Origin of the sequence: Rhizobium sp. P28RR-XV, from assembly GCF_012641385.1 — a bacterium.
In the GTDB taxonomy this organism is placed as follows: Bacteria; Pseudomonadota; Alphaproteobacteria; order Rhizobiales; family Rhizobiaceae; genus Rhizobium.
Map to the genome: position 1 here is coordinate 14990 of NZ_JABAIG010000024.1, position 13753 is coordinate 28742.

The following is a 13753-nucleotide window of genomic DNA, read 5'->3' on the forward strand; positions in this document are numbered from 1 at the left end:
TCAGGACGCAACGTTACCCGATTGAGGAGACTGAAGACGAAGCCAAGCGATATCGCCTTGTCCACGCTTGACGGGCAGCAGCGACATGCAGGTTGAATATCACGGCTACCGTGCGCGCTTGCCAGTCGTGGTGTGCGTAAAATATATCGTCTCGAGACATATATAGGAAAGAATGCGCATGCGCTCCGACAAGCGGCCAAGACGATCTCATAAACGGGTATTCGAGGTGAACGAGCCTCTGGATCCCGACGTATATCAAGGTCTTGCCGGCGTGCGGCTTGCCATGAGGCGGTTTCTTTCCTTCAGCGAGGCAGCACTTTCCGAAGTGGGCGTGACGTCGCAGCAATATCAGGCCTTGCTGGTGATCAAGGTTGCCCCGACGGGCCGGGTCATGATGCGGGAGCTCGCCGAACAGATGCTGTTGCAACACAACGGCGCGGTTCAGCTGGTAAACCGGCTGGAGGCCGCAGGCCTCGCGATCCGCATACCGTCCGCGGAAGACAAGCGCAGCGTCTTGATCGGCCTCACTGAGATTGGCGAAGAGTTGCTTGAGCGATTAGCGGCGATCCATCTGAAAGGCATGTTCGAGAATGAGGAACTGCTGGTTGAATCCTTAAGGCGGCTTCGGCGCCTGTCGCGATCCGATTGATCAGCGCCAAATCCGCTCTTGGCCGAACGGGTCCAACCGCGGCCGGCACCAGAGCGCAGTCCATGACGCAAGATGGCCCGAAGCACACTATTGTTTCACCTTGCGGTCCTCCAGCGCGCGGCAGACTTCCTCCATCATGATGTGCGCAGCATTCATCACGGCCGGGGAGAGCGATTTGCCGCGGCGTGCATCCCGCCCGGCTTCGATCAACCCTTTGAGTTCAGCCATGTTTTCGAGGAGACTGGACAGCCTGTGCTGCAACTCGGCCGGCAGCTCGCCAGCCCTGGCGATTTCCATCTGATCGTGTCCATCCGGAATCCCATGATGTTGCAGCAACTGCTCAAGGCGCAATGAAAGAAGGCTGAGAGATTCGCGCGTCGCATCCATGATGCTGGCCTTCCTAAAGCTGGCCGCGTCTGTCGGACGTAAACAGGCGTAGTGCTGGGGGATGAGCTACAAGTTGATGCTTGTAAGTCGACATAAACCCCAGCACCTGCTTGATTGTCGCCGGTTGCGCGGGCTTGGAGATGACGCCGATCACCCCAAAAATGCCATCGGCAACAACCTCCGGATTGGCCGTCACCATGACGACGGAGATACCGAATTCGCCGGCCAGAAACTGCCCGATGCGCGGCCCGGTCGCGCCGTCTACGAGGTTAACATCGACAAGGGCGAGATCCGAATGTGGCGCCAGCCGTTTTGCGCTATCGAAGCTGTTGGCTATTCCGGACGTCACATATCCCAGATCATGTATCATATGCTGGAGATCGATTGCGATGAGCGGATCATCCTCAACAATCAGCACACGTTGCATTTTTCCTTACCCCGCCCTCTATCGCAGATTTGCTACCCTTTATGCGCCCACGTGCGATCGGCATCGCTATCCACGTCTCACCACCCGGCCGAAGCAATGAAATAGCGTCACAAGATCCCCGAAATTTTCCATATATTCATCCCCTATTCAGAATCACTAAAAATCACTTGAGTTCAAAATATCATGGTATGATACAAAGTGCGAGAAGAAAGCGGTCAGGCAGCTGCCTGCGAACACGTGCTATTCCGAACCCATCAGCCAACCAATCAAGCGATATTCCCAATTCACGGATTGTAAATTAAATATCTGTTTCTCATAGATATATTTGCAATTTTCCGCTTGGTTTGCTGGGGCCGCCTCCAAACCATAGCTCCCCTTCAGAGTTGTCACGACCTGTCAGAAGCTCGCTGGCAGCGAGCCATCACATTAAGAAGATTTAATGTCGTTGCCCGATTGTTGTCACAATTGCGCCGGATCGTTTCAGCGTCTCGGCGCGTCAATAACAGCCGAGCCAGCGTGCCATTATTGATTTGGGAGTGATGCGATGAGTCGCTTTCGTCATTTCCTGCCGGCCTTAGTGCTTGCCGGCGGGATGGTTTCGTATGCCTCCGTGGTCTCGGCGCAGACGGCGTCAACCAAGCCCACAGGCTTGTGGCTGACGACGGATTTTCCGGTTCTGACCGAGCGTATCGGTGAGGACACCAGCCTGCCCTTGACCCTTTCCAATTCCAACTTGCCTCCGGCGCGCGTTGCCTTTTCCGTCAACGGCCTCCCGGAGAACTGGAGATGGGAACTGGATGGCGGCGGCAGGCCGGTCAGTGCGGCGATCGTCGGCGCCGACGACAGCCAGAGGCTGACCCTGAAGGTTACCGCGCCCGAAAACACCAAGCCGGGAACCTATAATTTCACCGTTCGCGGCACATCCGATACGAATGAAGCTCTGCAATTGCCGATTTCCATGACACTGGCTGCCGCGGAACCGGACAAGGTGACGCTGACCCCGAGTTTGCCGGCGCTACGAGGAACGCCGCATTCGAATTTCGACTTCGATGTCGCCATCAAGAACGACAGCCAGGAGAACCAGACCCTCAATCTTGTGTCGGACGCTCCGTCCGGCTTTGCCGCTACATTCAAAGAGCAATATGGCAGCCAGGAGCTGACCAGCCTTCCCTTCAAGCCCGGCGAAACCAAGACCGTAGAGGTTTCAGTCAAGCCGCCGCAGAATGTTGCGGCCGGCAAGTATCCGGTCATGGTTGAAGCATCCAGCCCGAAGGTAGAGGGCAAGACGCAGCTGGTGCTCGATGTCACCGGTGAACCGTCGATATCTCTATCAGGCCCGGATGGCCGGCTTTCCGGCAGGGCGGTGGCCGGCAGGGAACAGGTCTTCAACTTCACCATCAACAATTCCGGCACGGCGCCTGCCAACGATGTCAAGCTTTCCGCAAGCGCTCCCAGTGGCTGGAATGTTGAGCTCGACCCGAAGGCGCTCGATGTCATCGCACCCGGAGCACAGCAGACCGTCGCCGTCCACATGACGCCATCGAACAACGCGATTGCTGGCGATTACATGGTCAGCATAAGGGCAGATGGTAACGGCGCATCCGACAATGCGGACTTCCGTGTCACCGTGACGACGTCAACCATCTGGGGCGCTGCAGGCCTCGGCGTCATCGGCGCCGCCGTGATCGTACTCGCCATGGCCGTGACAAGGTATGGACGCAGATGAGTGCGCCGGTCATCGAGGCTGTGGGCCTCACTAAACATTACGGCCGCTTAGTCGCCGTCGAAGGGCTCGACCTGGTCGTTAACAAGGGAGAGATCTTCGGCCTGCTCGGGCCGAACGGCTCCGGCAAGACGACGACGATCCTGCTTCTGCTCGGCCTGACCGAACCCGACGGTGGTAGCGTGCGTGTGCTGGGTCACGACCCCTTGCGAGAGCCGCTGGAGGTCAAGCGCAGGGTCGGCTACTTGCCCGATGCCGTCGGCTTCTACGACAGCATGAGCGCGTGGGAGAACCTGCGTTACACGATGCGCCTCGCCGGTATCGCCGACGCAAAAGAGCGCATTGCGAGCGCCTTGGCGCGCGTGCGCCTCACCGAGGTTGCCGATCGACGCGTATCGACGTTTTCCCGCGGCATGCGACAGCGGCTCGGTATTGCCGATCTTCTGGCCAAGGGAAGTGAACTGGCCATTCTCGATGAACCAACATCCGGTCTCGATCCGCAATCGACCCAGGAGTTGCTCGACCTCATCGTGCAGCTCGCTGGCGAAGGCATGACGATCGTACTGTCCTCGCACCTTCTATCGATGGTCCAGGCTATCTGTTCCCGGGTGGCTTTGTTCCATCGCGGTAGGATCGGGTTAGTTGGCCGTGTTACGGATCTCGCCAGCCAGGTTCTGGGTGGTTCGTACATCATCGAGGTCGAAGCGGACGGGTGTGATGCTGCCAAAATACTAGCGGAAATTCCACAGATTACGCGGGTGACGGCCATCGCATCTGATGTCACCCGCGTCGACGCGGAGATCGATATTCGCGCCGAAATCGCGAACAGGATCGTTGCTGCCGACGGTCGTCTCAAGCGATTGTCAATGGATCGCTCAAGCCTTGATGAAGTCTATGTGCGCTATTTTGAACAGGTGGATCATGCGGCGTGAAGGTTCCCCATTTTCCGGTCTATCGACGGTTGCCATGAAAGAGGCTGCCGATCACATGACGAGTCCGCGCATGCATCTCGTGATGCTGCTCGTGCTCCTGACTGCGTTCGGCTCGATCTACGCGGCGATCGGCGAGATCAAGAATGCGCTGAGCGAAGATCAGTTTCTCTTCCTTCGCATCTTCACGACGGCCCGCGAACCGCTCCCATCCTTCGTCGCCTTCCTGGGCTTCCTCTTGCCGCTGGTGGCAATTGCACTTGGATTCGACGCCATCAACGGTGAATACAATCGCCGGACGATGAGCCGCATCCTGTCGCAGCCGATCTATCGCGATGCCCTGCTCGCCGGAAAGTTCATCGGTGGGCTTCTGGTCATTGGGATCTGCCTCTTAACACTCTGGCTGCTCGTGACCGGCATGGGCATTCTCATGCTCGGCCTGCCGCCATCGGCGGAGGAAATCATGCGCGGCCTGGCCTTCCTAATCGCATCGCTTGCCTATGCCGGTGTCTGGCTGGCAATCTCGATGCTGTTTTCGACGCTGTTCCGGGCGCCTGCGACCTCTGCGCTGGCGGGTTTGACGCTCTGGCTCGTCTTCACGATCTTCTGGAGCATGATCGGCCCACTCGTGGCTGGTACCCTAGCGCCCGTCGATCCGTTCGATCCGACGACGGCGGTGCATCAGGCGGAAATCGCCCACGCCATTGCGCGACTATCTCCCAACACGCTGTTCGGCGAGGCGACGCTTGCGCTTCTCAATCCCGCGACCAGGGCGTTGGGACTTATTTTCGTCAGCCAGCTTCAGGGAGCCTTGATTGGTGCACCATTGCCCTTCGATCAAAGCATCCTGCTTATCTGGCCGCAATTTTCCGGGCTAATCGCCGCCATGCTGCTCGTCTACACAATCGCCTATGTCGTATTCCAAAGGCAGGAGATCAGAGCATAGGGGCCAACACGATAGCACAATAAGGTTAGGGCCTTTTATGCGGTGACGATGGTGCGCACAGCTTGAACCGGATCGAAGCCCAGTATCTCAGCGAGTTCCAGAAACTCGATCACATTAACCTGTCGCTGCCCGCGCTCAAGACGGGTGACAAAGGACTGACTGGATGTCGGTGACAACCACTTCGACAAACAAACGCTGCTTGAACTGAGTGGCACGATTACTTCAACAGGCCAGGGCACTCACTATCCGAGATTATGAAATCGTGTCCAAGCTTGACCTGCAATTGCGTTCCCGGGCGGGGTTCGCATACCCCAAAGGCGCTCCGTCGGACATGCACGCCAGCGGCTTGATCACTTGTCGATGGGTACCCTTAGCCGCCGAGGGATCTCTATAGGAGGGTAAGGAGAACCGCACTGCTTACCGGTTTTGTAGACCGAAACAACGCCTTACCCTCCTTGCTGACCAATACGATGCAAAAGTCCACCACTGAATTGGCGCCAAGTTGGGAACGAAAGACTTTTGAACGCAATCCACTCACGGCGCCAAATAAAGGCGTCACCTTGCCGTCGTGCACGCGCACCACCGCAAGGTCAGCTTCTTTGAGCCCCTTGCGATCTTCAAGGATCAGACGCTCCTGCTCACGACCTGCTTCCCGGGCTAGATCGCTGAAAATCACCACCACCGGCTTCTTACCCCGAAAAATCTCAAGCCCCTGGTCGGATTTGCGCGGCTGCAGCTTCAGCTCACGATATTCATCGACAATCGTCATCGGTCTATCCTCTACCGAAGTTCTGGGGGACTACGCATTCGAAGAGGAACCCGCCCTGGCTGGCTTTGTTCCGATTTCTTTCCGTCAACAAATCAGACACCGGGTCGCAATCCGCGAGCGGGCTCTATCGACCGGTGGGACGTGTACCTCCGATGCCGACGTGCAAATCGGGGCAAGCCCCGATTATTTACCAGAATAAACCAGATTAACTGAGACTGAAGCTGCTCATCGACGAATGTCTCAGTCCCACGCTCGCCACCATCGCTCGTGAGCGTGGGCCGAAGAATCAACCTGCGTTCCGTGGTTGGGCATGTCCGGACAGGCCGACCGTAGTGTCGCACGACAAGCAGTCGACGATGGCTACATCCTTGTAACGCATAACACCGCCGATTTCTTGCCGCTCTATCAACAAGAGGAGGTTCATGTCATATTTGAGCAAGCACTGCTTCATTGAGCTGTCGCTACGCGCGTGAAAGTTGTCTCCGCATGCGATTTGAGTGATGGGAGAGGTCGGCGCGCACGGCGACTTTATTGACGATGCGGCGTTCGGCGGATCTCAAAATGTAATCCGGTTCAATGCCGGCAATGGCGCAGTGGTCGGCGTCGATGGCTATGGCCAACTTAAACGATATTAGGACTTAGTGGAGCTTCTAAGACAGGAGTTCCGTGGCTTCCCCTTGCTCCGAAAGCAGTTTTACAGCCTTCTTGTCAAACGACACGAAGGTTTCGCCGCCCAGCCAACGTCCCTCGTACGCCATGATCCCGTCGGCGAAATCACCTCCGGCTTCCAACAGCGCCAGCCCGGCCTCTACTGCTTGGCGATTCATAACCACGTTCCCAGCGTCGAGTAGAGCTCGGATCGCAGCGGCCACATCCTGCTTCTCCAGTTTGGCTCCTTGCTGCAATATCCAAACCAGCTCGCACAGAGATGGCAGCGACACCGCGATCAAGGTCGCGCCCTTGAGCAGCTTTCGGGCTGTTTGGCACTGGGCGGGATCGTCTTGCAGGATCGCCCGCGCGAGTACGTTCGTATCGGCGGTGATTTTCATTCGTCGCCCAGCTGTCCGGCCCACCCGGTCGCCGCAATCTCGTTCATTTGCTCGATCGTCAGTGGTTTTTTCAACTTCACTTTGCCGTCGAGGGCATGGAAGAAGTCTTCTATGCTGCCTGTTGCCCGTGCGGCCCGCACCCGCAGCTCGCCGTCGGGGAGCTTTTCAAAATTGATCCGATCTCCGGGCTTGATGCCGAGGTGTTGCAATAAGTCCCGCTTGAGCGTGATTTGCCCCTTTGCCGTGACTGCGAGCGATGCCATCACAACCTCCATTGAGCTTACTTAGGTGTATTTGGTAATGCAAAAATCAATTACCGTCAATACAGAACCAGTTCCAGACTGAGCTGAAGTCGCGCAATTCCTGATTTCTCGATCCGGATTCCAGCAAAGGCAGTTTCGCTTGAGGAGGCCCGGGGCGCGCTCTGAAAGCTAGCATCGCGATGCGTTGGCGAAAGCCACATAACGGATGAATTATCGCATTCGGTTATCCAAACCTTGTCGGGCATGGCATGAACGAGCAGCACTGGGGCGTCCAACAGGATGTCGTCCGCTGTGGCTTTCCAACTCCGATCTCGCCGTCGCGGCTGATCTGGTCAAAGCTTCCTCGCTAGTCTTGAAGCGGCCGAAACAGGGCTGCGATCTCGGCTTCGCCGAGGACGAACGGGTTGCTTTCGCCGCTGTCGAACAGGGCATCGGCCACGGCTTGCTTTCGCTCCTGCATCCCGCAAATGGCCTGCTCGACCGAGCCTTCGGCAATCAGCCGGTAGACGAAGACCTTGCGATCTTGCCCAATGCGGTGAACACGATCCATAGCCTGACGTTCGACCGCGGGGTTCCACCACGGATCATAAAGGATCACCGTATCGGCCGCAGTCAGCGTCAGGCCAGTTCCTCCCGCCTTAAGACTGATCAGGAAAATCGGCACGTCGCCGTTCTGGAAACTGTCGACGACCTCATCCCGGTTCACGGTGCGTCCGGTCAGCCGGGCATAAGCCCAGCCTTGGGCCTGAACATCGGCTTCTATCAAATCCAGCATTTCGACAAATTGCGAGAAGACCAGAACCCGACGCCTTTCCGCCACCAAATCCGACAGAAGTTCGATCAATCGTTCCCGCTTCGCGCTCTCGGTCACGGCTTTGACGTCGTCATGCTTGAGAAGCGTTGGGTCGCAACAAATCTGTCTCAGCTTTAACAAGGCGTCGAGAATAGTGATATGGCTTGCCGCCAGCCCTTTTTCGGCGATCGTTTTGCGAACCCGCTCGTCCATGGCCAGACGCACCGCCTCATAGAGTGAGCCTTGTTGGTTGCCTAAAGGCACAAGCTCGGTGATTTCGGTCTTCTCCGGCAGATCGATTGCAACCTGTTCTTTGGTTCGCCGCAGCATGAACGGTCGGATGCGGACATTGAGGGCGGCTTGCGCGCGCGAGTCTCCCTGCTTCTCGATCGGAGTGACAAAACACGATCGAAAATTCTTTCGATCGCCGAGAAGACCGGGAACCAGCCAGTCGTAAAGCGACCAAAGATCCATAAGGGAGTTTTCCATCGGCGTGCCGGTCAGAGCCAGCCGCATCCGGGCATTCAGGCTACGGATCGCCTTGGCAATGCCGGAGGCGGGATTCTTGACGGCCTGTGCCTCGTCCAGAATGACGACATCCCATTGCCGGGATGCCAGAACACCCAAATCGCGGTGAAGCAGCGCATAGGTGGTGATCACGACATGATGATCGTCGATGATCTCGACGTCTTTCTGCCGGCCTGGCCCATGCAGGGCCAGGACCTTGAGATCGGGCACGAACAGTGCTGCCTGTCGCCTCCAGGTGTGAACGAGACTGGTTGGCACCACAAGCAACGCCGGAATCTTCGGTGCATCTTGTCCCAAAAGGCGCCGCGCCAGAAATGCCAGCGTCTGTATCGTCTTGCCCAATCCCATGTCATCGGCAAGAACGCCTCCGAACCCGGTCTCTCCAAGTGCACATAACCAGCCGTAGCCGATCGCCTGATACGGCCGTAACGCTCCATGGAAACTGATAGGCGGCTCGACGTCCGGCGTATGCGAAAGGGCTTGTAGCCTGCGCCCGAGTGCAAGTAGTTCTGCGCCCCCGTCAAAAGCAACTCCGCAGCCATCGAGCGCATCGATGACATCGTGAACGCGACCTGCTTCGGCACGGTGAAAGCCGTCGAGAAGGCCGCTCGCCGTCAGAAACACGCGTAGAAGCGGAACAAGTAAGGGCGCGTCGAGAGCGACGTAACGTCCGTCTTCCAGTTGTGGATAGAGTTTCATCCCGTCAAGGACGGCGCCAACGGCATCCTCCCAGTCCTCATCGTCGCGATCGATAAAGTCCAGTTGCGCCAACAGTTGCAGAATTGTCGGCACCAGATCGACCTTGTGACCATCCGCCATCAGGTTGAGGCCGAACGAAAACCAGTCGTTATCTGCGGTCATCGTCTGCGGCATGGCCGCGCCGCGGATTTCGACAACCCCTTCATAAAAGGAAAACGGCCAGTCGGGGGAGATATCAATCTGCCAGCTTTCAGCTTTCAGGCGGGGAACAACCGTTGCCATGAATTGCAGCACATCGACTCGCGGCGCATCAATATCAGGATCTCCAAAATCGTCGAACTCCTCGTCATCTGGATCCGAGAAGTAGAGATCCTCATCCCTGGCATTACGCGGCCATGTTTCCATCATGTCCGCCGCATATCTCGCCCCGGCGTCCTCAAGCCGGCTGTAGGCCCGTTCTTCTGCCTGCTTATCGCGCAGGAAGGTGATCACCTTGCCACCTTCCAAAAATCGCTCTTTGTCACCGGATCCGCCTTCGACGACGTGTCCGTTATAATCGAAGCTGAGCCTGATCGTCGGCAGGCGCACGGTTTTCGTATTCCAGCCATAGGAATCATGCCGCGTCGCCTTGAAGACAAACAGCTTCAGACAGGGAACAGGAGCACGGCCCTGGCGGGTTTCGGCCGCGATCATGGACGGCTCCGGGATATCAGCAATACCGATCTCGAAAACCCCTTGAGCGACCGCGACGGCATGCTCGGGAGCGATGGCCGGCGCCTTCAGCAGAACCGAAAGCATACGAGGCGGAGTGTTGGTCACAAGAGGCCCAATCTCGCCAGTTTGCGTATCGATGAACATGGGGGGATCGATGGCGAGTGGGTGAATTAATTTCTCCTGCTTATCCTTCAGGACGAGCGTCTGGCAACCGTCTGCCTGCGTGTCCCAGAAAAACCGCGCCTGTCGTTCGCTCCCCATGAACAGGGCCGGTCCCTGTGGATCCTTCCATCTACCGCGTCCCGTCCGTACGATCATGTCGATGAGTGAAACGAGTTCCTCTGCGGCTGGAACTGTCGTTGCAGGATAGTAATATCCAGTATGAGCCGTGACACCGAGAATGCGGATCCGCCCGAGGATCCGCAGATCCTGCGGACGGATGAATTTAGGACAATCGATGCTCGTTAACCGAGAGGTGTCGTAGCGCCTTGCCTTTGCGTAACCGCCTGACTTCAGCACGGACGTCTTCATCGTCTCAACGGTCAAGCCGCTCCTCGCATTCTCATCGAGAATATAGAGCAAGCGATCCCTGACAGTCGCCGGCCAATCTTCCGGATCGTCATCACCTTGAGCTTTTGCACGCCGCAACATACCGAGCCATTGGGAAACCAATGTCGGCAACTCCTGCGGCAAGGCGGGTTTCCGACGATCAGCTGACAAGATCGCTTGGTCATCCCTCACAAAACTTTTGGTATGCTGGGCAGCGATGTTGTGGCACACCGCCGCCACATGTTTGCAATTGATGCCGACCGGGCAACTGCATCTGCCGCTTAAGCCCTGCTCGTCGCGGATCGGAGAAATCGTCTGGTTATACGTTTTTCCGCCGCTGCCGCGAACCGATGCGGTGATATTCCCGTCCGCCTCATGGCGAACGCGTGAAACTCGCCCCTGTCGTGCATAGGAAACGCCACGCTCCCAGGTACGCGCGTCGAACAGGGATCGAAACTGCCGTTCAGTCAAATCCATCGAGCACCAGGTCCAAATCGTATCCATTCCCCAGGGTTTGTTAACGCCAACAGCCCAACGGGCACAAGCCGAAACCTGCTGTAATCCTTGGTATGCCGGGATTAGATCACCCCCAGCCCCCAGCCCTGAGCCCTCAGCCACCTGCGTGAACAGCGAACCTGTACATTTGATGAGGCTGTGCGATCCGCGGTTACTCTGGTCGAATGGATGAAGCGCCCAAAGATTTTCGCGTTCGATGGATCACAATGTCGTTAGCCGCCCGGCTGTCACCTGTCCTGCGGACATGAGCGATCGATGTTCGGCAAGATCAATGGAGAATTCCCAAGAGAAGGTGGCTGTTCGTTTCTGTCGATCGGACAGGACAGGCCGCCGTCAGAGGGCGTTTATTTCAGCGGCAAAAACAGCTCCGCGACCGGCGACGTCACGTTGTCTGCAGCTTAACGGTTGGCGGATACTTCGGCGAGGATGAGCTCGACGACGATCAGTTACAAGAACCACCGCTTTCCGCCGCAGATCATCGCCCGTGCGGTGTGGCTGTATTTCCGGTTTCCGTTGAGCCTGTGACGTGCCACTGAACTTTCATCCAGCGGCGATCAGAGCTTCGGCGGTGGCGCGTCAGATCGCTTACCAACCAACTTCGAGTACCCGGAGGCAAAGCTCGGGCGCGGGCGGTTCGTAGAGGCGGTTTTTCCAAGACTTCGAGGATGAGCGCGGATTGATCACCCGATGACCATCATGCATCAGCTCTTGCGGCGCGACGATGGTGGTCGCTCCGAGATGCGATGCTCGAGCGCAAAATCTGGTCCCTGGTTGTGAAGCAGGTCGGACAGGCGGCGGTAATGCCCACAGGCGTCGCATCGGCATCTCCGCTCTCCTGTGTCGGCATCAAAGCCCCGATAATGCATGCGATCGACCGCGCCACACCGCGGGCATGGGATTTCAGGACGGATCTCCATACCCAGCCGGACCTTCGCCTCCCAATGTCCTGTCGGATCGAGCTCGAGGATCCACTGGCGTGTCCGCTTGATCCAACGCGCCACCGTCACCGCTTTGACGCCAAGGGCGTCTGCCGCGTCGTTGACCGGCCGCTGTTGCGACAAGAGCTTGATGAACAGTGGAAGGTTGCGGAACTTTAGCCCCGATAGCGGTGTACCGGTCGTACGGCGGAAGTGGACGTCACAGTCGAGGCATCGAAAGACGGGGATCACCGGTTTAGGGTGTGCGGCCCGCGTGGCAAGAACAGTTTCCGTACCCTGGCAATGGGGACATCGTGGCGGTACTTCGGACAGTGACAGGATTTCATCGAGCTGGCCTTCCAGCCAAGCGGTGAGTGCTTTGTCTTCGGTATCGGGAATCTGTCGATAGTGCCCAATGAGTGGCAGCATGGGGTCAAAGACCCGTTTGGGGGTCAACGTCGTTGTCATCCATCTATCGGTATTTCGTTGGTTTCTCGTAAGGTGCTGCCGCCCGAGTTCAGTGGGCTACCGAGGGAGTATCCATGAAAATAGATCTTTCAACTCCGCCCGTAATGCGCAGCCGCTTGGTCCATAGTCAGTTGGCGGATTCGTCCGGATCGGCGTCCTTGGCCTTGGTGAAGAGGCTCTTCAGCGCGCTGGTCTTCGCCTTTGCAGCCTTATTGGCCTTGATCGCCCGGGTGGCGGCCTTCGCCTGTTCCAGCATCATCTCGATCTGGATCTGCTGAATTTCTGTCAGCCGCTCCCATTGGCGATTGAGGAGATGATCGACCTTTTCATGCAGGTGGCGGATTTCCAGTTCTGCCTTCAGGTTGACCTTGTAGTCGTTGAGCGCGCGCAGGCGATCTTTCTCTTCCTGGCGCCGCTGGCTCATCATGATGACGGGCGCCTGCAGCGCGGCGATCGTCGAAAGGACGAGGTTGAGCAGGATGAACGGATAGGCGTCAAAGGCCTGCTTTTCGCCCATGACGATATTGACAGCCATCCAGACGGCGAGAAACAGACAGAAGGAGATGATGAAGACCCAGCTGCCGCCGAAGGAGGCGACGCCGTCGGCCATCCGGTCGCCGATGGAGCGGTGGTCCTCATAATCCTCTTCGATGTTTTCGGCGAGCGTATCATGCGTCTTCAGGCTTTCGACGACTTCGTCCTCAAGTGTGGAAAGTTCGCCGCGCTCGTCGGTCAGCAGTTCGGCGATATACTGAGCACGGTAGTCGTCCATCACCTTGCGGCTGATATAGTCGTCGGCGCGAAGTTCGGGGTGCTTCAGCCGCATGAAATCCGCCAGCGAGGGACGAAGGTCGTCGACATGCACCGCATCTTTTTTCTTGAGCACCTGACCGGTGATGGCGTCGATAAGCTTGACGGACTTGGCCTTCGCCTGGGCGAGGCTCTTCGTATAGTCGTTCATCTCCACCACGGTGGGGCTCTCGCCCTCGCCCGCGTCGAAATCGACTATGCCTTCCGCCGGTTCAAAGGTCTTCGTTTCTGCCATATAAGGAGGCCCTTTTTGAGGTTTTCGCTCATCTAACCAATAATGCGAACAGGAATATGACTATCGGAAGACTGTCGAAATCGCAGCCGCCACCAAACCATGTCGTCGGGTGGTCTCGATCCCGTCGTTCCGCCTGCGTGTTTAATAGCGCTATTGTCCTAAGCAACGGCAAATGAATCTGGTTTTTGCGCATCGGGCCGCGATGTTTTTCGATCCAGCAGCCCCAAAAACAACCGAACCGTGAGCTTTAGTAAACGCTTGCGAAAGCCCTGCGTGTCGATGCGGAAATTTCTATCGATCAAATCAGGTTTATGAATTTCCAGGCCCTTGACCGAGGGCGATGGGCTTCTATTTGCCGCAGTGCAGCAGACATTCGCTACAA

General features: G+C 57.3%; 12 protein-coding genes and 1 pseudogene. 5 read left to right on the forward strand and 8 right to left on the reverse strand.

All coding sequences use genetic code 11. The features are described 5' to 3' along the window. The first annotated feature begins 226 nt into the window (after window positions 1–226). Entirely contained in the window at window positions 227–649 is a 423-nt protein-coding gene (locus HGP12_RS31770) for a MarR family transcriptional regulator (protein ID WP_312862961.1), read from the forward strand. A gap of 87 nt (window positions 650–736) precedes the next feature. On the opposite strand, the gene HGP12_RS31775 is transcribed toward HGP12_RS31770, so the two are convergent. Both HGP12_RS31775 and HGP12_RS31780 read right to left on the reverse strand, forming a co-directional pair. Beyond that, window positions 737–1036, reverse strand: a complete 300-nt coding sequence (locus HGP12_RS31775) for a hypothetical protein (protein ID WP_168841997.1) — start codon at window positions 1034–1036, stop codon at window positions 737–739. A 13-nt stretch (window positions 1037–1049) separates the two neighbouring features. Beyond that, the gene (locus HGP12_RS31780; protein WP_168880101.1) at window positions 1050–1463 is read right to left on the reverse strand and encodes a response regulator; all 414 of its coding nucleotides are present in this window, start codon (window positions 1461–1463) and stop codon (window positions 1050–1052) included. A gap of 544 nt (window positions 1464–2007) precedes the next feature. Between HGP12_RS31780 and HGP12_RS31785 the strand changes: the two genes are divergently transcribed. From HGP12_RS31785 to HGP12_RS31795, 3 genes are read left to right on the forward strand one after another with little or no spacing between them, the layout of a single operon-like run. Next, window positions 2008–3189: an NEW3 domain-containing protein gene (locus tag HGP12_RS31785; protein WP_168880102.1), complete on the forward strand. Its 1182-nt coding sequence runs from the start codon at window positions 2008–2010 to the stop codon at window positions 3187–3189. After that, window positions 3186–4118 carry an ABC transporter ATP-binding protein gene (locus HGP12_RS31790; RefSeq protein WP_168880103.1) on the forward strand — a complete coding sequence of 311 codons (933 nt, stop codon included), beginning with the start codon at window positions 3186–3188 and terminating at the stop codon, window positions 4116–4118. The genes HGP12_RS31785 and HGP12_RS31790 overlap by 4 nt, the downstream gene beginning before the upstream one ends. 34 nt (window positions 4119–4152) lie before the next feature. Beyond that, on the forward strand, window positions 4153–5061 hold the full coding sequence (locus HGP12_RS31795; RefSeq protein ID WP_312862963.1) for an ABC transporter permease: 909 nt from the start codon (window positions 4153–4155) through the stop codon (window positions 5059–5061). 388 nt (window positions 5062–5449) lie between these two features. On the opposite strand, the gene HGP12_RS31800 is transcribed toward HGP12_RS31795, so the two are convergent. The 4 genes from HGP12_RS31800 to HGP12_RS31820 form a co-directional block, all read right to left on the reverse strand. Continuing rightward, entirely contained in the window at window positions 5450–5830 is a 381-nt protein-coding gene (locus HGP12_RS31800; protein WP_168880105.1) for a DUF4174 domain-containing protein, read from the reverse strand. 650 nt (window positions 5831–6480) lie between these two features. After that, window positions 6481–6879 (reverse strand): type II toxin-antitoxin system VapC family toxin, encoded by a 399-nt coding sequence (locus tag HGP12_RS31810; RefSeq protein WP_168842004.1) that lies wholly within the window; start codon window positions 6877–6879, stop codon window positions 6481–6483. After that, window positions 6876–7142, reverse strand: coding sequence for an AbrB/MazE/SpoVT family DNA-binding domain-containing protein (locus tag HGP12_RS31815; RefSeq protein ID WP_168842005.1), 267 nt, complete (start codon window positions 7140–7142; stop codon window positions 6876–6878). Before HGP12_RS31815 ends, HGP12_RS31810 begins: the two co-directional genes overlap by 4 nt. A gap of 346 nt (window positions 7143–7488) precedes the next feature. Beyond that, the gene (locus HGP12_RS31820; RefSeq protein WP_168880106.1) at window positions 7489–11043 is read right to left on the reverse strand and encodes a DEAD/DEAH box helicase; all 3555 of its coding nucleotides are present in this window, start codon (window positions 11041–11043) and stop codon (window positions 7489–7491) included. 324 nt (window positions 11044–11367) lie between these two features. Here HGP12_RS31820 and HGP12_RS31825 point away from each other — a divergent pair. After that, window positions 11368–11463, forward strand: a pseudogene (locus tag HGP12_RS31825) (IS6 family transposase); the annotation flags it as partial. 179 nt (window positions 11464–11642) lie between these two features. Here the strand turns inward: HGP12_RS31825 and HGP12_RS34375 are convergent. Then, a complete protein-coding gene (locus tag HGP12_RS34375; protein ID WP_246703626.1) occupies window positions 11643–12326 on the reverse strand; it encodes a DUF746 domain-containing protein in 684 nt (227 codons plus the stop codon). Window positions 12327–12453: 127 nt separating this feature from the next. Further along, on the reverse strand, window positions 12454–13371 hold the full coding sequence (locus HGP12_RS31835; RefSeq protein WP_168880107.1) for a DUF1003 domain-containing protein: 918 nt from the start codon (window positions 13369–13371) through the stop codon (window positions 12454–12456). Window positions 13372–13753 lie beyond the last annotated feature (382 nt).